A 19082-nucleotide genomic window follows, 5' to 3' on the forward strand; every position below is an offset into this window, starting at 1 on the left:
ACCTCGCGCCGGTGTTTTCGCCGCGGTGCCGGGCTTCCCACAGCCAGCCGCGTTCATCCGCGACACGCACCACGGGGTCGGTTCTCCGCCCCGAGTTTGGTGGCCGCCGGCGAGGTAGTTCCGCACCGTGCCCTGTGACAGTGCGGCACGCTCAGCGATCTCCGGGACGGGCGCTCCGTGGGCAGCCAGTTCCAGGACCTCAGCTTCCCGCGCGATGAGCGGAGAGTCGCCGGCGGAGACGGCGTCGGCGGCCGGCCCCGGTTTTGCGTAATGGTTCCGGTGTGCACGGACCTGTTGACCTCGGCCAACCGCTGCGCACTCACGGTCTTCGGCACGAAGCCGCGGACCCGGCGGGCAGCACTCGCTTCAGATACCCCGGCAGGCCGTGACTCGTCACGATCAAGGTGGGGCACCGGCAGCTGGAACCGCTGCGATGTAGCCGCACACACCCTCCGCACCCGGCATAGGTCGAGCATCGCGATGTCCTGGCCGGTGTGCGAGTGCCATGGTCGGCGCCCCGGGCCCGGTGGCCGGCGACCTCGCCTACGACCGTCAGTCGTCCTTCGAAGGCAGCAGGGTCTCCATCGCACCACGGATCAGGTGCTCGTCATCGGCGAGTAGCACCCGCAGCGGCGATGTGTCCGCTGTCTGCATGTCCAGAGCCTCCTGGCCTTCGCCGTTCACATGTCCACCTCCCCCAGCGGTACCGATGCCGTCAGCCCGAAGGCGCCCGCTCGCCGAGTTCCGGCTCCGGGGTGCCGGCCAGGGCGGCCATCCGTTCGTTCAGGCTGGCGACGAGCGTCAAGTCGTCCTCGAGGGATGGCATGGCGGCCATCGTGTTGCGGATAGGGTGCTCGTCATCCGTGAGCGGCAGCGGCGGTGCGCCCGCGGCCTGTGTGTCCGGCCGATCCTCGTCTTCGCTGCTCACACTGTCACCTCGTCCAGCGCTACCTCTGCCGTCAGCCGGAACGTACCTTGCTCGCCGAACTCCGCCTGCAGCGTGCCGTGCAGGGCTCTCAGGCGCTCGCGCAGGCCTGGGAGCCCGGAGCGGGTGGTGCCCGGCGGCTCTATAAGGGCGCCGTCGCTCTCGACGGTAAGCACTGCGCGTTGCCCGGCTGCCGCTGGGGTGACCGCCAGCGTGATCGCGCACCACTGGGCGTTCCCGTGCCGCAGCACGTTGGTCGTTGCCTCGCGCACCCCCCAGCCCAAGGCCGACTGGACGGCACTCGGCAGCTCCGGTTGGTCCGCCCCGGTGATGGAGCAGCGCACTCCCGCAGCCTCGAGCACGCCCGCTGCACCCAGGAGTTCGACCCGTAGATCGACCTTCCGGTATCCACGGACGACCCCGCGTGCTTCGCCCTGCGCATCCTGCGCAAGGCGCTGCACCTCGACCATCTGGTCAACAGCCTCCGGCCGGCCCCGCCGTGCCATCTGCACGGCCAGCTCGCTCTTGAGCACTATCACCGTGAGGTTCCTTCCCATCACATCGTGTAGATCGCGTCTGAACCGCAGTCGTTCCTCGGCCACCGCAAGCCGTGTTTCGGTGTCTTTGGCTTGCTTCAGCTCCCACATGAGTGAGAGCGACCACGCGCTGGACCGGCCGACGGATGCCGACAGCAGAAAGCCGATCAGCATGATCACGGGTGCCAGCGCGAGATCTGCACCTCGCTCGCCCGCCACAGCCAGAACAGCTGCGCCCATAAGCACCGCTGCCCCGTACAGCACGGCGAAGACCCGCACCGACGCCATCATGGCGAGCGGGATGGTGAACGGAACTGGGGCGAACAGCAAGGCCATCTGCTCCGCCTCGGCTTCCAGCCCCACCAACGCCTCGAAGCCGGCGAAAGTGGCCATGAGGAGCACCAGCAGCCCTCCGCACAAGTACAGGCGGGTCCAGGGGGCAGGGCCTCGGTGTATGTAGCAGTTCAGCGCCTGTCGGACCGCGCTGATGCTGGCGCCGGCCAGCGCCGATGCGATGGCTGTAACCAGTCCGGCCAGTACGAGCGGGACCGGCTGGGCCGGCACCGCGAGAAGTACGGGGATGCAGACCCACACCAGGAGCACGAGGCAGGACGTCACGTAAAGGGTGCCGCGGCTGTAGAGATCCACTTTCTCGAACCTGGTCCGCCGCCGCCATCCGTCTATGGGCCTGATCGTCCCGCCGGCACCTCGCTTCTCGTGCTTCGTGGCGAGTTGGACCTTCATCGGCATGACCGTTCCCCGTGCTTCAGGCTGAGCTCGTCGAGCAGACGACCTGTCCCCGGTGAGGCTGACAGGGTCTCCGGCCACAGCCATGCGTCCTCGGTCTCGTGGTGATGCCGCAGGTTCGCCACCTCGAAGTCCCGGAAGAGTGCACGACTCTCCGCAGGTATCGAGTCACGTTTCGCGGCGCCGAGAAGACTGTTTGCCAGACGGTGCGTCTCGTGACTGTGACGCGTCTTCATGATCACTCTGGACTCGCGCCCCAAAGGTTCTTCCACTGATAGGACCCTTCTTGCAACGGATGTTGCAGGTCGGATTCGCTTGTTGCCGGGGCCTGCCGGTTCGCCGGCAGGGCCCCGCTCAGCGCGGTGTGACGCCCGTGCCAGGGCAACGAAGCGCACGCCAGCCTGCCGTTATCGACATGCTGCCGTCCGAAAATCTCGTCCTGCTTTCGTCGGCAGGCAGCCGCATCTGCTCAGCCGGCCGGCGGCCTAGGACAGGTGCTCGGCCCGAGCCTTGCCGGTGAGAGCGTCACCGGCGAACACCATGGTGCGGACGGTGTACCGGTTGAGTGAGCCAAACACCGGCACGGCGTCACCAGCCTGTTCGCCGCCTTCCAACATCACCCACGGCGCTGCCATATCGGAACGCCACCGACGCCACCGGGCTGTCGAACTGTGGCCTGCGCCAACTCGCCTTCACCCCACCGGCTCCTCCTGGATGAACCAGACCGAGCGGGTCAACCTGCTGACCGACAAACTCACCCGCCGCGGCGTCCACACCTCCGTGAAGGAACGCGAACCCACGGCCCTTCATCTGCACCGAGAATGCCGACGAGGATGTGCGGTCAGCGACGTGGTTCCCAGCGGAACATACGGGAGGCGAGCGCGACGGCGACGACGACCCAGAGCAGCGTCGGCAGCAGCAGCGGCAGGGAGTCCGCCACAGGTACGCCGCCGTTCCATGCGTTGAGGACGAGTTCGGTGGCCGAGCCGCCCGGGAGGAGCCGCTTGAGTTCGGTGAGCTCCTGAGTGCCGGTGATCCCCACCCAGGTGGAGACACCGATGGCGCCGAGGCTGACGGGCAGTGTGGTCACCTGGGCGTGCTCAGGGGAGTTCGTCAGTCCCGCCGTGGCCAGGCCCAGGGCAAGCATCATGGCCACTGTGGAACCGACGGCCGCTCCCAGCAGCGGGAGGCTGTCCGGAGCTCCGGTGACCGCGGCCAGTACGGCGAGGATGACGACCACCTGCACGATCGCGAGGACGGTGACCGGGAGCATCAGCCCGATGAGGATCGCGACGTCACTTGCCGGGGTGCTGCGCAGCCGCTTGAGGAAGAGGTTCTGGCGTCGCGAGGCGAGCGTGGTCACCGTCGTCGTGTAGAGCCCGAAGGCTGCCACGGTGAACATCACCACCGCAGCGATGTATCCGAGGCTGCCCAATTCGGCGAAGACGTCGTGTCGGTAGATGAAGAACGCGCACGGCGCAATCGGGATGACAAAACTGGTCAGCAGCACCAGCCGGTTGCGGAAAATTTGGATCAGCTCGCTGAGAGCGATGGAGAGCATCGAGATGATTCATTCCTGTGAGGTTCCGGCGTATGGGGGCGAGGTGCGGCCGCTTCCGGTGGCCGGCCAGACCGCCCTGAGACATCAGTCGCTGCTGATCGCGCGGAAGACGTCGTCAAGTCGGGTCGGTCCGGCCTCGAGGTCGCGCAATACGACGCCGTGGGCGTGCGCCCAGCCGAGCAGGATGTAGAGGTCTTGCGGGAGGTCGAACGTCTCGATCAGGAACCTTCCCCCGTCGTCGCTCGTGACCAGCAACGGCAGCGGCCCGGGGGCGGAGGGTGCCAGGGAGAAGCGAATGGTGGCCGGCAGGGTGCGGGTCAGCTCGGAGACGGTGCCTTCCTGGTGGAAGGTGCCCTTATGCATGACTCCGATGCGATCGGCGTGCTGCTGGGCTTCCTCCAGATAGTGCGTGGTCAGCACGATGGTGGAGCCGTCCTCACGCAGTTTGTCCACGGCTCGCCATAGAGCGTCGCGGGACTGGATGTCGAGTCCGGTGGTGGGCTCGTCGAGGAAGATCAGCTCGGGCCGGCCATAAACGGCGGTGGCGAAGTCCAGGCGCCGCTTCTCACCGCCGGAGAGCTGAGACACTTTAGTGTCGGCCTTGCGCTTCAGGTCGACAATACCGAGCACACGTTCGACCGTGTCGGTGCGACGGGAGAGCTTGCCTATCAGCTGTACGGACTCCTTCACCGTCAGGTCCGGGGAGAACCCGCTCTCCTGCAGCATGATGCCTATCCGGGAGCGAACGGCCCGCCGGTCCCGGGGGCTGCGCCCGAAGACGCGCACGGTACCCGAGTCGGCCGAGCGGTGGCCTTCCACCGTCTCCAGGGTGGAAGTCTTGCCGGCCCCGTTGGTGCCGAGCAGCGCGTAGACCTCTCCCTTTTCCACCTGGAAGGACAGGTCTTTCACGGCGTGGAAGCCACCGTACGTGAGGTTGAGCCGGTCAACATCGATGACGGGTGTCGAGGTCATGCTCCGATTGCACTCCATGCCGCGACAGGCCGGCAGTGGCGTGGTGTCACGACCAGTCCGTGACATTTCCAAGGGCGAGGACATGACGTGATGTCACTGGTGGCATCGGTGGAAGCAGGCTGACGCTGTCAAACGCATCTCGTTGCCGACCCGGACATCACCCGCTGTCCGCACTCAAACACTCGATTCCAGAGAGACCGCCATGAACACACGGCCCCTGCACCTCCTGCTGGCGGCCGATACCGCCGTCATCGCCACGGCCTGCGTCGCCTTTGCCCTCCGTCACCTCGGCACCGGCCTTTACCCTGATGCCATGGAGTCATGGATCGAGGATCACCAGTGGCTCAGGTGGGCGGCTGCGGGCATCCTCGCGCCAGACGCCGTGGTGATCCCTGTGCTCGGCCTGTGGACCCTGCGGTGAGGCCGCAGGGTAGCAGCGCCGGGATGATCGGGCGTCGCGTGGAGACACGCGAACGGTTGCGTCGGCTCAACGCTTCCGCGATGGCAGTCGTCACCCTCGCGGTAGGCACGCTGGTGGTCGCGGTCGATGCCCGGACCTGGTTGGACGCGGTCGTCCTGAGCACCGGCGTGATCGCCGCCTTCGTCGCCTCCATACGGTGGACGGCAGTCGGCATCCCGCGCGTCGTCCTCCCATGCCTGATCGTCACAGCCGCGGTATGGATCGTTGGCTCGCTGGCGCTGGACGCACACGCCGCCTTCTACGGAATTTCCGTCGTCGGCTCGCTCTACGCCCCCAAGCTGCCGCGCCATCGCGTCCTGGCCGCCATCGGGCTGGCCGCCTTCGTCGCCCTCGTGGGCGCGGCAGGACTGCTGGTCGCGCCGGACGACACGACGAATGTGCTGCTCCTGTACGTCTTGGTCCCGGCGGGAGTCACCGTAGTGGTGACCGGCACCATGTTCGCCGGCCAGGTCTTCTACGACCTCGTCGAGGAACTGGAGGACTCGAGGGAACGAGAGGCGGAACTGGCCGTCGTCAAGGAAAGGATGCGGTTCGCCAGCGATCTGCACGACATCCAGGGGCACACCCTGCACGTGGTCAAACTCAAGATCACGCTGGCCGAGAGGCTGCTGGGAACCGACATCGGACGCGCCGGGGTGGAGCTGAGGGAGGTGCACGCCCTCGTCGGCGACACGATCACCCAAACCAAGGACCTCGCCTACGGGCAACGGCGGCTCAACCTCTACGCCGAGCTGGAGAACGCCAAGAACCTCTTCGAGGCCGCCGGTATCTACGTCCGGGTGGAGCGGGAAACGGAAGTCGCCGCGCGGGTCGGCGAGCTGCTCGGCCAGGTGCTGCGAGAGACAACGACCAACATTCTGCGCCACGCGCAGGCCACCTACGTGAAGATCACGCTCTCGAAGTCGGGCATCGCCGTTCTCAACGACGGCGTGGGTCCCGCGCCCCTGTCCGGTCTCAGCGGACTGTCCACGCTCAGGGAGCGCGTAGCCGACAACGGAGGTGAGCTGATCGTGGAGAAAGGTGACGGGCGCTTCCTCACGCGCGCGCAGTTCCCTGACGGGAGGAGCGACCGATGACGACCGTGGTACTGGCCGACGACGAGGCACTGCTGCGCAAAGCGCTGGCGACGCTGCTCGCCCTGGAAGGCGGGATCACGGTGCTCGCCGAAGCACATGACGGCGAGTCCGCTGTCCGAGAAACACTCGAACACTTGCCTGACGTGCTCGTCATCGACCTCGAGATGCCCGGGGTCGACGGCCTGGAAGCGGTCGCCGAGATCCGCCGTACCCGGCCAGATCAGGTGATCCTCATGCTGACTCGCCACGCCCGCCCCGGGGTCCTGCGCAAAGCCCTGAAACTAGGTGTTCAGGGCTTCGTCAGCAAGTCGGCCGAGCCCGCGCATATCACGTCCGTGATTGCCACCCTGCACGCCGGTAAACGGTGGATCGACCCCGACGTCTCCGCGCGCGCCGTGGTGGACGACTCTCCCCTCACCGATCGCGAGATCGATGTCCTGCGCGTCACCCGCGACGGCTACTCCGTCGCCGATATCGCCGCCCGTCTGCACCTGGCGGAGGGGACTGTCCGCAACTACCTGTCGAACGCGATGCAGAAGACCCAGACCCGCACCCGTCACGAGGCGGCCCGCTATGCGTGGACACACGACTGGTTGTAGCGGGCCGTTCTGGCGGCGGGCGTCGCGCATCGGCCTACCGAGCTTGTACGCGGTTGGCGGTGAAACGTCGAACCTGGACGGTTGATCGTGGTCAGGTAGTGGGGAAGTCGACTCGAGCGGTGATCAACAGCACTCACCGGATGGCCCTCGCCCACGCCGACGCGGCCGGCGACATCGACTGGCTGGTCCGGATCGACTCCACCATCGTCCGCGCCCACCGGCAGACGAACCAGACGATCACGCCCTCGACCGATCCCGAGGCGGGCTGACCACCAGGATCCACCTTGCCTGCGACGGCAAGGGCCGCCCGGCTCGCGATCCCGGTGACGCCCGGCAACCAACCACGCCAGTGTCTGCGCACGCCCTCTGCTGGCACGGATCCGTGTTTCCCACCCCGGCCCCGGCTGGCCGCGCTGCAGGCCCGACCATGTCATCGCAGACAAGGGTTACAGCTCCCGCGGCTTCCGCGCCTACCTGCGAAACCGCGGCATCGCCCACACCATCCCCGAGAAGACCGACCAGCGAAGGAACCGGCTGAGGCGCGGTGGCCCCGGCGGCCGACCGCCAGGGTCCGACCGTAAGACCTACCGGCGGCGCAACACGATCAAGCACTCCAGCAGTTCCTATTTCCCTACGAGGCGTCCGCTGCGCGCCGGACCCTGACCGCGCCGTCGCCGAGTTCCTCCACACCACCTGCGAAGCCGCCGCCGCGCGCGGACGATGGGATCGCTCCGCATGGGAGACAACCCCTTCGGCGGGATGGCACTTCTACGCCTCGTTGGGCTCCGGGGTAAGCAAAGTCGAGGAGACGTCCGCCCCGACTGGCCGTTCTCCCCGTTCGCGTGGGCGGTCTGCTGCGAACAGAATGGCGGATCGGGTGAGCGGGCCGACGCCGAGGCATGAAGGGGGCTTCTTGGCGGCACGCGGACGTCGAGACCAGCGAAAGGCACTGCTGGCGAAGTGTCGCGTGACCGTGGTTGTTGGTCCAGTCCGTCCGCTCCTGGCCACGACTACCTCGGCGGTCGGATGGGCCTCAGCCGAGCTGCGCCTTCGGCCACCGCAGGACATCACGTGTGACCGGGTCGGTGATGTCCGCGAACTCATCGTGCCTCTTGAGGAACTTGGCGACGTATGGGCAGACCGGGACGATCCGCATGCCGGATGCGCGCACGTCAACGAGTGCCTGCTGGACCAGCTGTGAGCCCAGTCCCTGGCCGGCGAAGGCCTCGTCGATCTCCGTGTGGAAGAAGACGCGCTGCACGTTCAGGTCACGGTAGGCGGTCAGACCGGCGCGTCGGCCGTCGACCAGGATCTCGTACCGTGATCGGCGTCCGCACGCTCGACGACCGTGGTGGTGGAGGACTCGCTCATGGTGTGCCTTTCGTGAGGGAGGTCAGAGGTCCGGCGGGTTCCGGCGCGGTGTGATGACGGCGTTCGGCAGGGCCGGTGCGGGGAGGCGACCGCCGGGAAAGTCCTCGATGACGCCGCAGCGGTCGGAGGAGGCTTCCCAGTCCTCGCGGACTTTCACGATGTCCTCGTGGCTGCGGCCGATGAAGTTCCACCACATAGCGAACTCCATCAGCGTTACCGCACGTCAGCGACGTCCGGCATGCCTGACGGTCAGCAAACTGTCAACATCAGTCATGGGTGTCGGTCGGCCATGAGGCGGGATTCGCTGGTTCGTGGGACGGGTCGTTCTTCACGGAGTGTGAGCATCCGCGGTCGCGGTGGTCGAAGTGCCCGCACCCCTACAAGATCCGGTATCGGTCGGCGGCCGGGAAGCAGCTGGAGGAGTCAGGGTTCGCGCCCCAGGACGATGTCCTCGAGCGCTTGACGGAAGTGGATCACGTCTCTGACGGTGTCCTCGTCAGCCTGCACCAGCTGGGCGATCACCGGCACCCGGTTCCCGCCGGCCGAAGCCAGCAGCATCATCGCCCGCCGATAACGCACCGAACCGGTGCTGCCCCGGCGCACGATCTGCTGCAGCCTCTGCCCCTCCTGGTCGGTCAGTCTGCACAAACGGACGGGATCAGCCATCGCGCCTCCAGCGATCGGATCAGACGTCACCGCACATCCAACCGCCAGAACCACCGACCCGGCTAACGTATGCGGTCACAGCACTAGCGCCTCGGCCCCGCGACGGCGTAGGCAGCGGTGCCCACTACCGCGAGAAGCAGGGCCGTCCACATACCCGCGGTCGTGCCGGACGGCAGCAGCATCCAGGTGGCCACCTGCATCGGTGTGTTTGTCGGCGGCGGGGCGAAGATGGCGACCGAGAGCCAGGCGAACGGCAGCGTCCAGGCGTACTGGCCGCCCGCGAGCGCCGCGCCCAGGGCGGCCAGTCCCAGCAGGCCCGCGCTGTCCCGGACGACGAACGCGGCGGTGGCCATGGGCCCGCCCGGGATCTGCACCGTCAACAGCACCGCGGCGACGATCGCGCCCGCGAGCAGCACGTGTGCCGCTCTGCGGGGCACCCAGCGGATCGCCGCCGTCCGGTCCAGCGCGGGGTCCTGCCCGCTGAGCCCGACCGAGACGGCCATCGCCCCGGCGGCGAGGACGAGTACGGGCAGCCCCTGATCGGTGGGTCCGTCGCCCTCACGCCCGTCCCGGGTGAGTACCGCCACCGTGACCGCGCTGGCGACCACCGCGGCGAGCGACGCGGGGATCTGCCGGGAGCGGGCGTACAGCGTCAGCCACCTCACCGGAACAGACGGGATCACCGGGAAGTACCGCCCGTCAGCGCGTCGAGAGGTTCGCCCTCGCAGGACAGCGCGGCGGCGCGCATCGCGCTGATCCGTGCGAGCTGTTCGTCCTGCGGCAGGGCTTTGAGTTTCCTCCATACCGGGCGGGCCTCGGCCATCTGCTCAGCCGCGGAGCGGCCGGTGCCGTCGAGCGGTTCGAGGTCGTCGGTGACCCAGCCCGCCGCGATACTCAACGCGGCGGCGTCACCGTAACCCTCCCAGCCGACGGGGGTGCATCCCGGCACCATGCCCCGAGCGATCAGGGCCCGGGTCAGCTCCCTGCCCTTCGCGGTGGCGATCACGGCGTCGTCGAAGTCGAGGAGCACGGTCTCGCGGAACCACCGCGGCTCTGAGCCCTCGGGCAGTACGGTGGCGATCTCCTGGACGGAGATCGGTGCTTGACCGCCCAGGGCGGCGTGCAGCAGGCGCAGCGCCTCCTTGCCGGGACCCGCGAGACGGGCGAGCCGTGCCTCCTGCGTCTTCGTCACACACACCGGGCCGTCGCACACCAGCTCCGCGGCGGACTTGTCGACGACGTACATCCGGCCCGGGTCGGAGGGCAGCACGAGAAGGGCGATCATCAGGCCCGCCAGGACGGGTGCCAGCGCGGTCAGCCGGGCCCGCGGGGTCGCGGCGATCAGCAGGGCGAAGCCGGTCGCGGCCATACCCAGCAACCAGGCCGTCTGCCCGAGGTGCACGGACGCGGAGAGTGTGACGAGCGCGTCGCGCACCTCCTCCACCGTCGGTGACAGCAGCGAGACCTGGTTCGGCTCCGTGACCGGGACCCCGCTCGCCGTGACCGTCTCCGTGTGGCCCAGGGACGAGTGCATCAGGACCGTGAACACGAAGGCGCCCATGGCCACCGCGGGCGGGGTGAGCGCGGAGGGCAGGGCCCGCCCGGCCCCCATGCCCAGCACGGCCCCGGCGACGAGGAAGAGAGTCCCCACCAGTGAGATCGGCAGCCAACCGGCATGTGTGTAAGCGGAGTTGCTCCACACCTGGACGGCGCCCACGAGGACGAGGAGCGCGAAGCCCGAGGCGAGCGTGAGCGCCGTCGTGCCCGCCAGCACTGCGGCCCGGTGCCGGGCGGGCCGCGGTGTGCTGGTCAGCAGCTCGTACATCTTCGAGCGGTGGTCGCGCAGGCCCTGCAGCGCGCCGAGTCCCACGGCCAGCGGCCACAGGTAGAACAGCAGGGAGCGGGTCCACATGGCCATGGAAGTCCACTGGGCCGTCCATGCCGTGGTGCCCCTCCACCACGCGGCGTCCACCAGGTACAGGAACGCCAGCGCCGGAACCAGGACCACCACGCCGGCCCACGGGGCGACGGAGCGCGTCAGCTCGATGCGCAGGACACGGAGGATCACCAACTGCCCCTTTCCTGGAGGGGGTTGTGCAACAGTGCCGAGTAGCCGCGCTCCAGGGGGCTGTCGCCCACGTGCTCGGGGCCGCCGGCCGCCGCCAGTTCGTCCGGGGTGCCCTGGAAGACCAGCCGGCCCTCGGCGAAGAGCACCACGTCGATGCAGGCGGCGGCGACGTCCTCCACCAGGTGGGTCGAGACGAGCACACAGGTGTCCGTGCCCAGTTCCTGCAGCAGGTCGCGGAAGCGCAGCCGCTGCGCCGGGTCCAGTCCGACCGTCGGCTCGTCGAGGAGCAGCACCGTCGGGTCGTTGACGATGGCCTGGGCGATTCCGACGCGCCGCACCATGCCGCCCGACAGGGCCTTCATCCTGTCGTCGGCGCGGTCCGCCAGGCCCACCCGCTCCACGGCGCGCTGCACCGCAGCGGGGATGTCCGCCTTCGGCACCTCCTTCAGCCACGCCATGTACTCCACGAACTCGCGCACCGTGAAACGCTTGTAGTAGCCGAACTCCTGGGGCAGGTAGCCGATCCGGCGGCGCAGCGCACGGTGCTCGCCCCGGCCGTTCACGGACTCCCCGAACATCTCGAGGGTGCCCTCGGTGGGGCGCAGCACGGTGGCCAGCGTACGGATGAGAGTGGTCTTGCCCGCCCCGTTGGGACCGAGCAGGCCGTGTACGCCGGTACCGAGCCGCAGGTCGAGGCCGTCCACGGCCATCCGTTTCCTGCCGACCCTGACCTTGAGCCCGGCGGCCTGGATCTCCCAGGCGTAGGCCGTCGGCGCTAGATCGGCCGCGTTGACCGCGGGCGTCACGTGGGGTTCCTCTCCTTGGGCTTTCGTGTTGTTCATCGATGTGTTCCGAGCACGGTGTACGCGCTTCTGCGGGCGATCACGACCGCGATACCGAGTACGAGGACGAGGCCCCACGCGGGCAGACCGTCCGGCCGCAGGACGAAGGCCGTCCGGCTGGTCGCCACGGTCGGTGCCATGACCACGCCGGCCCACACGGCGGCCAGCGCGACGGCGGCGCGGGTCACACCGACGATCCCGCCGAGCGCCAGCGTCGCCGCGGTGAAGGCCAGGCAGGGCAGCAGCCACTGGGCCACCATCACGCCGGTCACCCACCCGCACACCAGCAGTACGGGGACGACCACGCCGAGTCCGGACGCGGTGCGCCGCAGCACCAGTTGGAGCCCTGCCCTGGGCGTCGAGGCCGTCAGCTCGTACGCCGGGTCCAGTCCCCGGGCCCAGGACGCCGCGACACCCAGCACGGGCAGGACCGGCGCGAACAGCAGCACCATCGACACCTCGCCCGTACCGGTGCCGACCACGTCGAGCAGCAGCGCCAGCAGCGTCACGCCCACCACCATGGCCAGCCATGGCACCATCGCGGGCGTCATCCACCGTGACAGCCGCGCCGGCCGCACCGCCTGCCGGAACCGTCCGCGCCGCATCGTGGCGGTGACCGTCAGCCGGGGCTCCAGGCCGGACCACACCGTGTCGACCAGCGACACCACTGCGGGCACCTCGGCGGTGACCACGGCGGACAGCCGGTCACGGCACACCCGGCACGCCTCCAAGTGGGCCTCCACGGCCCACACTTCGTCGGCGGCGAGGTCCGTACCGCCGCGCGCGAACCCCTCGATGATCCGCCCCGACGCGTGTTCCCCGCTCATACCAGCGCCCTCCGCATCGCCGTCCGGGCCCGGCGGGCACGGGTCTTGACCGTGCCCTCGGGCAGCCCTAGCAGGACCGCGGTCTCCCGGACGGAGAGCCCATCGAGCACCATGGCCTGCAGTACCTGTCTCAACTCCGGCGCGAGGCAGCGCAGCGCGTCCCCGACCTCACCGCCGACGGTCGCCGCCAGTGCCTCCTCATCGGCCGCGGGCGCCGCGGCCGGCACGGCGGCAGCCGGCGGGGGCTCCGCGTGGTGGGCCCTGCGCCGGAAAGCGTCGACCAGGCGCCGCACCGCGATGGTCCACAGCCAACCGGTGGCGGTCCCGCCGACCGCGGCCCCGGCGAACGCGCCTGCCGCGCGCCACACCGCCAGATAGGTCTCCTGCATGACCTCCGCGACGATCTGCTCGTCCACGCATCGGCGGCGCAGGCGCACCGCCAACCACGGCGACGTACGCCGGTACAACTCCTCGAATGCGGCACGGTCGCCCTTCGCCACCAGCCGGACGAGACGCTCCTCGTCCACCTCGTGCAGCGGTGCCCTGGCTGATCTCACACCTGCTAGACGCCCGGTCCACGGATCAGGTTTTCCCTTCGCGGTGATCCCCGTCACAGACGGGGTACCGTCGGCGGCTCTCTTGCCGACGACTGGGGGTAGGACCTGCCACGGACGCACGGCCGGGCGAGATCTCGTCGGTCAAGGCGACCGACACGGTACTCAGGGTCGACGCCCGTGCGACCGCAGAACAGGTGGCCTGCCCCACGTGTGGATGCTGGGCTGGACAAATACATGGCACCTACCTGCGTTACCCTCGCGGTCCGCCGACAGCAGGCAGACTCGTCGTGGTGTCGTTGCGGGTGCGACGGATCGTCCGCGAAGAGGAATCGTGCCAGCGAAAGACCTTCACCGAGCAAGTCTCCGGCCTCACCTGCGCGTTCGGGCGACGGACCGAGCGGCTGCGGTCGACACTGGTGCCGGTCTGCCTTGCCCTCGCGGGCCGGGTCGGCGCCCGGATGGCGGACACTTTCAGAGGGCGTTTACTCCCGGACAGTGGGGTGACGCCCCACAGTTGATCAACGTTATGGATCGTGTTCGAGTCCCTCGCCCAGCTGGCGGTCACCCGCGAACGCGACCGGACCACGTGTGTGGCGATAAGGCGTACAGCTCTCGTCGAAACCGCCGCTACCTGCGTCGACGCCAGATCAAACACACCATCCCTGAGCCGACGAATCAGAAGGTCAACCGCCAACGGCGCTGTAGCCACGGTGGGCGGCCGACCGGCTTCGACAGCACTGCCTACAAAAGGAGGAACGAAGTCGAGCGTTGCTTCAACGTGCTCAAGGGCTCCAGAGCCGTGGCGACTCGCTACGACAAGAGGGCCTACGTCTTCCACGGCACGGTCACTCTTGCGGCGATTCGATTGTGGCTCCGCTACTGATGTCAGCCATCGCAGCGGATGCCCCGGTGGTTGCCTCAGTCGTCGGCGGCGACGATGAGCGTGATCCGCCCAGCCGAGCGGTCGATGAGCACGAACTCGTGGAAGTAGTCGTGCACGCGTCACACTTCCGCCACTTCAAGCAGGCCCTCGGCTGGACCGCACCGAAGATCCGCACCCCCCGAGGCAGCCGGCCGACGGATCTGGCTCATCATCGCCGCCCACACCCAGCTGCGGCTTGCCCGGCCGCTGGCAGCCGACCCGCGCCGACCCTGGGAGAAACCCAGCCCGCCGGACAGACTCACCCCCGCCCGCGTCCGCCGCGACTTCCGACACATCCGCCCGGCGACCGCCTGCCCGGTCCTGGCACCGAAACCCTCCCGGCCCGGCCCCGGACGACCACCAGGCCGCAAACACCCGACCCAGCCCCGCCACGACGTGCACACACCCCGCAAAACACACCCGACGCAACGACAAAGGAAGAAGTCGACGACCCCACGGCCCCGGCGCACAGGTTATAGATCAAGTTGGGCAACCCATGTGTCGACTTCCGACTTGTCGAGTTCCCTACCCCGTGCCTATCGCATTCCGATGCTCATGTTGGGCGACGACGCTGACGGGAAACCCTCGCAGAGCTCACCAGCGCCAGTGATTGACCGTCAACGGACTGTCTTCACGCTCATCGCGTCCTCCGGGACGGAGTGAGGGCGTACAGATCAAGAATGTCGGGGCAGGCGGCGATGCCGGGGCCGCCAGCCTGTACCCAGGCGGCGATGTCCTCGGTGGCGTCGGGGTCGTTGACGAGGCCGAGCCAGACCGGACGAGCGCCGGCAGCCCGTGCGGCGGCGGAGGGCTGAACGACGATGACGTTGGCGTGTTCACACACGTCGAGGCAGTCAGAGACCCGTACAGGGACCTTCTCGGCCAAGTGCGCGAGCTGCCGGTCGTGATCGACGCCGGTGATTTTCGGGGTTCCGCAGCAGCAGTCCCGGCAGACGACGACGTGGCACGGCGCCGGTTCGGCAGAGGTGTGCTCCGTGTCAGCTGCTTCAGGGCGCTGTCGAGGCATCGCCCGTCACACTCCTCTTCGGGGGAAATTCATCCTGGGCAGCCGGGCGCAGGAAGCGGATCACGGGGTGGCCGGGGTCGTGGCCGACCTCGGCGCGGACGCCGTAGACCTGCTCGATGAGGACAGGCGACAGGACCTCGGCGGGGGTGCCCTCTGTGACCGCGCGGCCGTCGTGCAGGACGAGGAGGCGGTCGCAGTACATCGCGGCAAGGTTGAGATCGTGCAGGGCGATCACGGTGGTGACCGGCAACCCGGCGATCAGTTCCAGGAGATCGAGCTGGTGCTGGATGTCGAGATGGTTGGTGGGTTCGTCGAGGAGAAGTTCGCGAGGTTCCTGGGCGAGGGCGCGGGCGATCTGGGCACGCTGGCGTTCGCCGCCGGAGAGGGTGTGCCAGGACTGTCCGGCCCGGTCGGTCAGCCCGGTGCGTTGCAGGGCCTTGGTGACGGCTTCCGCGTCCGCCGCCGTCGGCGGGGTCCAGGCGCGGCGGTGTGGGATGCGGCCCAGGGCGGCGACGTCGCGGACGGTCAGTTCGGTCTGGGTGTCGGCGTGCTGTTCGACGGTGGCGATACGGCGGGCGGTGGCGCGGCGGCCGACCTCGGTGAGCGGGCGCCCGTCCAGTGTCACGACTCCGGCGGTGGGCGTCAGGACCCCGGCCAGCATTTTCAACAGTGTTGACTTCCCTGAACCGTTGGGGCCGAGCAGGCCGACGGTCTCGCCGGGGCGCAGGGTGAGGGTGACGCCGTCGACGACGACTTTGTCGTCGATGCGCCGTACGACGCGGTCCGCATGCAGGCTGGTCATGCTCGTCTCCGTCCGCGGTAGAGGATGGCGACGAACGCCGGTACTCCGATGAGGGACGTGACCACGCCCACCGGGACCTCCTGGGGGTCGAGGACGGTACGGGCGAGGGTGTCCACCCAGACGAGGAAGACGGCTCCGGTCAGTGCGGTGACCGGCAGGAGACGGGCGTGCCCGGAGCCGGTGAGGGCGCGGGTGGCGTGCGGGAGGACCAGGCCGACGAAGCCGATCGCGCCGGCGCAGCTGACCAATACGGCGGTGAGCAGCGCGGTCGCGCAGAGCAGGACCAGGCGGGTTCGGGTGACCGGGACCCCGAGTCCGGCGGCGGCCTCCTCACCGAAGGCGAACGCGTCGAGCGTACGGGCGTACCCGAGGCAGATGACGAGGACCACCGACAACACGATGGTGCAGAGCAGCACCTGCCCCCAGTCGGCCCCGGTGAGTGAACCCAGCAGCCAGAACAGCACACCCCGGGTGGTTTCCGCGTCCGCCGAGGTGAGGACGATGAACGAGGTCAGCGCGGAGAACATCTGCATGGCCGCCACCCCGGACAGCACGACCCGGTCGGTGCTGGCGCCGAGGGTGTGGCTGAGCAGCAGCACCAGCGCGAAGGAGAGCAGCGCCCCCAGGAAGGCGCCCGCCGACAGGGACACCACTCCGCCGCCCACCCCCAGCACGACCACGGCGACCGCTCCGGTGGACGCGCCGGAGGAGACACCGAGGACGAAGGGATCGGCCAGCGGATTGCGCAGCAGCGACTGCATCACCGCCCCGCATACGGCGAGCCCGGCGCCGCACACGGCGGCGAGGAGGGCGCGCGGCATCCGCAGGTTCCACACGATGCCGTCCCGCAGCGGCGCCAACGTGCTCTCGCCGAAACCGAGATGGGCCGCGACGGCAGCCCACACGTCGCCGGTGGAGATGTCGGCCGGTCCGATCGTCACAGCCATGGCGATCGACACAAGCAGCGCCGCCAGTCCGCCGCCCGTCAGCAGCAGGGTACGGATGCTCACTTGGCGAGCCCGAAGTCGCGCAACCCGGCTGCCACCTTCTCGATCCCCTCGATCGTACGGATGGACGGGTTCATCGCCTGCCCGCTCAGCAGGACGTATCGCTTCTCCTTCACCGCGGTCAGATTGCGGGTGGCGGGGTTGGTCTCCAGGAAGCGGATCTTGGCCTGGGCGGTCTCGGCGGTCTGCTGCTTGCGGGTCAGGTCCCCGATCACGATGACGTCGGGGTCGCGGTCCGCGACGGTCTCCCAGCCGATCTGGGGCCATTCGTCGTGGGTGTCGGAGAAGGCGTTCTTCGCGCCGACAGCGCGGGTGATGGCACCGGGGGCGCCGCAGCAGCCGGCCAGGTAGGGCGACTGGGAGTTGGCGAACCAGTACATGAGGGAAACCTCGGAGGCGGGCAGCCCGTCAGTCGCCTTGCGCACCCGCTCCTTCAGCTCGGTGACGAGCTGCTCGCCGCGCTCCTCGATACGGAAGGCCCGTGCCAGGTCGCGTATCTCGCCGTACACGGTGTCGAGGGTGAGCGGCTCGCTGCGCGATCCGTCGCCGCCGCTGTCGTTGTCCTTGCCCGCCGAGCAGTCGGACGGCGAGACGTAGGTGGGCACGCCCAGCTTCTCGAACTGCTCGCGGGTGGCGACTCCGCCCTTGCCGAGGGTGGAGACGAACGAGGCGGTGATGAAGTCGGGTTCGGCGTCCAGGACCTTCTCGAACGAGGGCGCGTTGTCGGCGAGGCGCGGCACGGAGGTGTTGGCCTTCTTCAACCCCTTCATCACCGGGTCGGTCCAGGTTGCCGTACCGGCGATGCGGTCGGCGAGGCCGAGGGAGAGCAGGATCTCCGTGGTGCCCTGGTTGAGGGAGACGGCCCGCTTCGGCTCCGACTTCAGGGTGACCTTGTGGCCGCAGTTGTCGAGGGTCACCGGGTAGCCGGCAGCAGAGGTCGTCTCCGACTTGGCGTCGTTGTCGCCGGAGGATCCGCAGGCGGTGAGCAGTAGGGCGGACGCGAAGAGAAGCGCGGGAGTGCGGTGAAGGGCGGGGGTGCGGAGCACAGGCATGCCTCTTGGGTCGGGGCTCGTACGCGGAGCCTGGCCTACGGACGTACCTCCGCGCGGTGCGCGGAGGTGCCAGCAGGTCTTCGGACTCGGGTTCGTCCGGTCGGGGCGCCTTCCCGGTCTCCCAGTGGCGTTCTGTGCCCCGCCCGTCCCCCTTACCGCTGCGCGTCAGTTCCGGATTTGCACCGGATTCCCTGGCCTCGGGTGTGGCTCGACTGGCCCGAGGAGGCTATCAAGTCCGTCGTACGGTCAGACCATGCGATCGGTCACGGGGGACGGCATGAACGTGCTGGGGTCGCCGTCAACGCCCTGCTCGTCCCCTACCTGCTGGCCGCCGTCCGCATGGCCGAATCCGGCTTCGACACCGCAGCCGACATCGACACCGGCATGGAGCTGGGCTGCGCCCACCCCATGGGCCCGGCGAACCTGATCGGCCTGGACACCGTCGCCTCGATCGCCGAGTCCCTTCACGACGAGTTCCGCGAACCCCTCCACGCGCCGCCGCCGCTGCTCCAGGCGGTACTGCTGGGCCGCAAGAGTGGCCGGGGATTCCACGTATACGGCCAACTGAGCATCCTGGCGCGACCGGGCTGAGGGGCACGGACGCGCCGTCGGCCGAGGGATCCGGCGGCTGTTCGCAGGGGAACAGCGGGAAGCGCGCGGGTGCGGCGCTTCCCGCGCTCGGAACACTCCAAGCGCGCCGAGGGCGTGTGACTCCTCACCATCCGAATGCCGGACCTGGTCCGCCGAGCCGGAGGACTGCCCGTAGGCTGACGGGTGCAGCTGGTTCGCCCCGTCCGCCAGGCGGGATGCGTCGTAAGAGGGAACCCGGTGGGAATCCGGGACTGCCCCGCAGCGGTGAGCGGGAACGACCGCCGTCATACGCACTGGACCCGGTGAACAGGGTCTGGGAAGCGACGGCTAGTAGGTGCCTCACACGAGTGAGACGTGCCCGTGAGTCCGAAGACCTGCCCGTTGCCCGCGTACGAACCACTCGTGCACGGATATCCCGGTGACCTCGTGGGCGGGTCGGCGTGCATATCGGAC

18 protein-coding genes, 9 pseudogenes and 2 riboswitches are annotated in these 19082 nt (G+C 68.8%); of the genes and pseudogenes, 9 read left to right on the top strand and 18 right to left on the bottom strand.

All coding sequences use genetic code 11. The annotated features are described in order from the left end of the window. Positions 1–40: 40 nt before the first annotated feature. From HTV45_RS34765 to HTV45_RS03805, 6 genes and pseudogenes are all read right to left on the bottom strand, one after another. Positions 41–654 (bottom strand): annotated as a pseudogene (locus HTV45_RS34765) (DNA-binding response regulator); the annotation flags it as partial. 61 nt (positions 655–715) lie between these two features. Next, positions 716–928, bottom strand: a complete 213-nt coding sequence (locus HTV45_RS03785; protein ID WP_215204147.1) for a hypothetical protein — start codon at positions 926–928, stop codon at positions 716–718. After that, the gene (locus tag HTV45_RS03790) at positions 925–2211 is read right to left on the bottom strand and encodes a sensor histidine kinase (protein WP_251691226.1); all 1287 of its coding nucleotides are present in this window, start codon (positions 2209–2211) and stop codon (positions 925–927) included. The genes HTV45_RS03785 and HTV45_RS03790 overlap by 4 nt, the downstream gene beginning before the upstream one ends. A gap of 482 nt (positions 2212–2693) precedes the next feature. Next, on the bottom strand, positions 2694–2843 hold the full coding sequence (locus tag HTV45_RS03795; RefSeq protein WP_215204148.1) for a hypothetical protein: 150 nt from the start codon (positions 2841–2843) through the stop codon (positions 2694–2696). A gap of 206 nt (positions 2844–3049) precedes the next feature. Beyond that, the gene (locus HTV45_RS03800; RefSeq protein WP_215204149.1) at positions 3050–3769 is read right to left on the bottom strand and encodes an ABC transporter permease; all 720 of its coding nucleotides are present in this window, start codon (positions 3767–3769) and stop codon (positions 3050–3052) included. A gap of 84 nt (positions 3770–3853) precedes the next feature. Further along, positions 3854–4741: an ABC transporter ATP-binding protein gene (locus HTV45_RS03805; protein WP_215204150.1), complete on the bottom strand. Its 888-nt coding sequence runs from the start codon at positions 4739–4741 to the stop codon at positions 3854–3856. Positions 4742–4943: 202 nt separating this feature from the next. Here HTV45_RS03805 and HTV45_RS03810 point away from each other — a divergent pair, with 202 nt between their 5' ends. The 5 genes and pseudogenes from HTV45_RS03810 to HTV45_RS35180 form a co-directional block, all read left to right on the top strand. Next, positions 4944–5162 (top strand): hypothetical protein, encoded by a 219-nt coding sequence (locus tag HTV45_RS03810; RefSeq protein WP_215204151.1) that lies wholly within the window; start codon positions 4944–4946, stop codon positions 5160–5162. Positions 5163–5242: 80 nt separating this feature from the next. Further along, the gene (locus HTV45_RS03815) at positions 5243–6298 is read left to right on the top strand and encodes a sensor histidine kinase (protein ID WP_215204152.1); all 1056 of its coding nucleotides are present in this window, start codon (positions 5243–5245) and stop codon (positions 6296–6298) included. Beyond that, entirely contained in the window at positions 6295–6897 is a 603-nt protein-coding gene (locus tag HTV45_RS03820; protein WP_215204153.1) for a response regulator transcription factor, read from the top strand. Before HTV45_RS03815 ends, HTV45_RS03820 begins: the two co-directional genes overlap by 4 nt. Positions 6898–7052: 155 nt before the next feature. Next, positions 7053–7180 (top strand): annotated as a pseudogene (locus tag HTV45_RS03825) (IS5/IS1182 family transposase); the annotation flags it as partial. A gap of 59 nt (positions 7181–7239) precedes the next feature. Further along, positions 7240–7560, top strand: a pseudogene (locus HTV45_RS35180) (transposase); the annotation flags it as partial. Between the two features lie 370 nt (positions 7561–7930). Here HTV45_RS35180 and HTV45_RS03835 read toward each other — a convergent pair. The 8 genes and pseudogenes from HTV45_RS03835 to HTV45_RS03870 all read right to left on the bottom strand — a co-directional run bounded on the left by HTV45_RS03835 (position 7931) and on the right by HTV45_RS03870 (position 13228). Next, positions 7931–8268, bottom strand: a pseudogene (locus HTV45_RS03835) (GNAT family N-acetyltransferase). Between the two features lie 22 nt (positions 8269–8290). Next, positions 8291–8464: pseudogene (locus tag HTV45_RS03840) on the bottom strand (pirin family protein); the annotation flags it as partial. Between the two features lie 272 nt (positions 8465–8736). Then, positions 8737–8934: pseudogene (locus HTV45_RS03845) on the bottom strand (IS630 family transposase); the annotation flags it as partial. Between the two features lie 83 nt (positions 8935–9017). Further along, the gene (locus HTV45_RS03850) at positions 9018–9599 is read right to left on the bottom strand and encodes a hypothetical protein (RefSeq protein ID WP_215204155.1); all 582 of its coding nucleotides are present in this window, start codon (positions 9597–9599) and stop codon (positions 9018–9020) included. Positions 9600–9613: 14 nt separating this feature from the next. Continuing rightward, positions 9614–11002 (bottom strand): hypothetical protein, encoded by a 1389-nt coding sequence (locus HTV45_RS03855; RefSeq protein ID WP_215204156.1) that lies wholly within the window; start codon positions 11000–11002, stop codon positions 9614–9616. Continuing rightward, positions 10999–11844, bottom strand: coding sequence for an ABC transporter ATP-binding protein (locus HTV45_RS03860; protein WP_215204157.1), 846 nt, complete (start codon positions 11842–11844; stop codon positions 10999–11001). The genes HTV45_RS03855 and HTV45_RS03860 overlap by 4 nt, the downstream gene beginning before the upstream one ends. Beyond that, entirely contained in the window at positions 11841–12671 is an 831-nt protein-coding gene (locus HTV45_RS03865) for a zf-HC2 domain-containing protein (protein WP_215204158.1), read from the bottom strand. The genes HTV45_RS03860 and HTV45_RS03865 overlap by 4 nt, the downstream gene beginning before the upstream one ends. Then, a complete protein-coding gene (locus tag HTV45_RS03870; protein WP_308309106.1) occupies positions 12668–13228 on the bottom strand; it encodes an RNA polymerase sigma factor in 561 nt (186 codons plus the stop codon). The genes HTV45_RS03865 and HTV45_RS03870 overlap by 4 nt, the downstream gene beginning before the upstream one ends. A gap of 194 nt (positions 13229–13422) precedes the next feature. On the opposite strand from HTV45_RS03870, the gene HTV45_RS35185 reads away from it, so the two are divergent. The 3 genes and pseudogenes from HTV45_RS35185 to HTV45_RS33925 form a co-directional block, all read left to right on the top strand. After that, a complete protein-coding gene (locus HTV45_RS35185) occupies positions 13423–13746 on the top strand; it encodes a transposase family protein (RefSeq protein ID WP_368860776.1) in 324 nt (107 codons plus the stop codon). Then, positions 13713–14111: pseudogene (locus HTV45_RS03875) on the top strand (transposase); the annotation flags it as partial. The gene HTV45_RS35185 and the pseudogene HTV45_RS03875, both read left to right, overlap by 34 nt. Positions 14112–14236: 125 nt before the next feature. Next, a pseudogene (locus HTV45_RS33925) lies at positions 14237–14624 on the top strand (transposase); the annotation flags it as partial. 163 nt (positions 14625–14787) lie between these two features. Here the strand turns inward: HTV45_RS33925 and HTV45_RS03880 are convergent. From HTV45_RS03880 to HTV45_RS03895, 4 genes are read right to left on the bottom strand one after another with little or no spacing between them, the layout of a single operon-like run. Continuing rightward, on the bottom strand, positions 14788–15177 hold the full coding sequence (locus HTV45_RS03880; protein ID WP_215204159.1) for a (2Fe-2S) ferredoxin domain-containing protein: 390 nt from the start codon (positions 15175–15177) through the stop codon (positions 14788–14790). Then, a complete protein-coding gene (locus tag HTV45_RS03885; protein ID WP_215204160.1) occupies positions 15158–15979 on the bottom strand; it encodes an ABC transporter ATP-binding protein in 822 nt (273 codons plus the stop codon). Before HTV45_RS03885 ends, HTV45_RS03880 begins: the two co-directional genes overlap by 20 nt. Then, entirely contained in the window at positions 15976–16989 is a 1014-nt protein-coding gene (locus HTV45_RS03890) for an iron ABC transporter permease (RefSeq protein ID WP_215204161.1), read from the bottom strand. Before HTV45_RS03890 ends, HTV45_RS03885 begins: the two co-directional genes overlap by 4 nt. Beyond that, positions 16986–18038, bottom strand: coding sequence for an ABC transporter substrate-binding protein (locus HTV45_RS03895; protein WP_215204162.1), 1053 nt, complete (start codon positions 18036–18038; stop codon positions 16986–16988). Before HTV45_RS03895 ends, HTV45_RS03890 begins: the two co-directional genes overlap by 4 nt. Before the next feature lie 53 nt (positions 18039–18091). Next, positions 18092–18270, bottom strand: a riboswitch (cobalamin riboswitch). 47 nt (positions 18271–18317) lie between these two features. Here HTV45_RS03895 and HTV45_RS03900 point away from each other — a divergent pair. Next, positions 18318–18629: pseudogene (locus HTV45_RS03900) on the top strand (3-hydroxyacyl-CoA dehydrogenase family protein); the annotation flags it as partial. 173 nt (positions 18630–18802) lie between these two features. After that, positions 18803–19026, top strand: a riboswitch (cobalamin riboswitch). Positions 19027–19082 lie beyond the last annotated feature (56 nt).

Origin of the sequence: Streptomyces sp. CHD11, from assembly GCF_018638295.1 — a bacterium.
Lineage (GTDB): Bacteria > Actinomycetota > Actinomycetes > Streptomycetales > Streptomycetaceae > Streptomyces.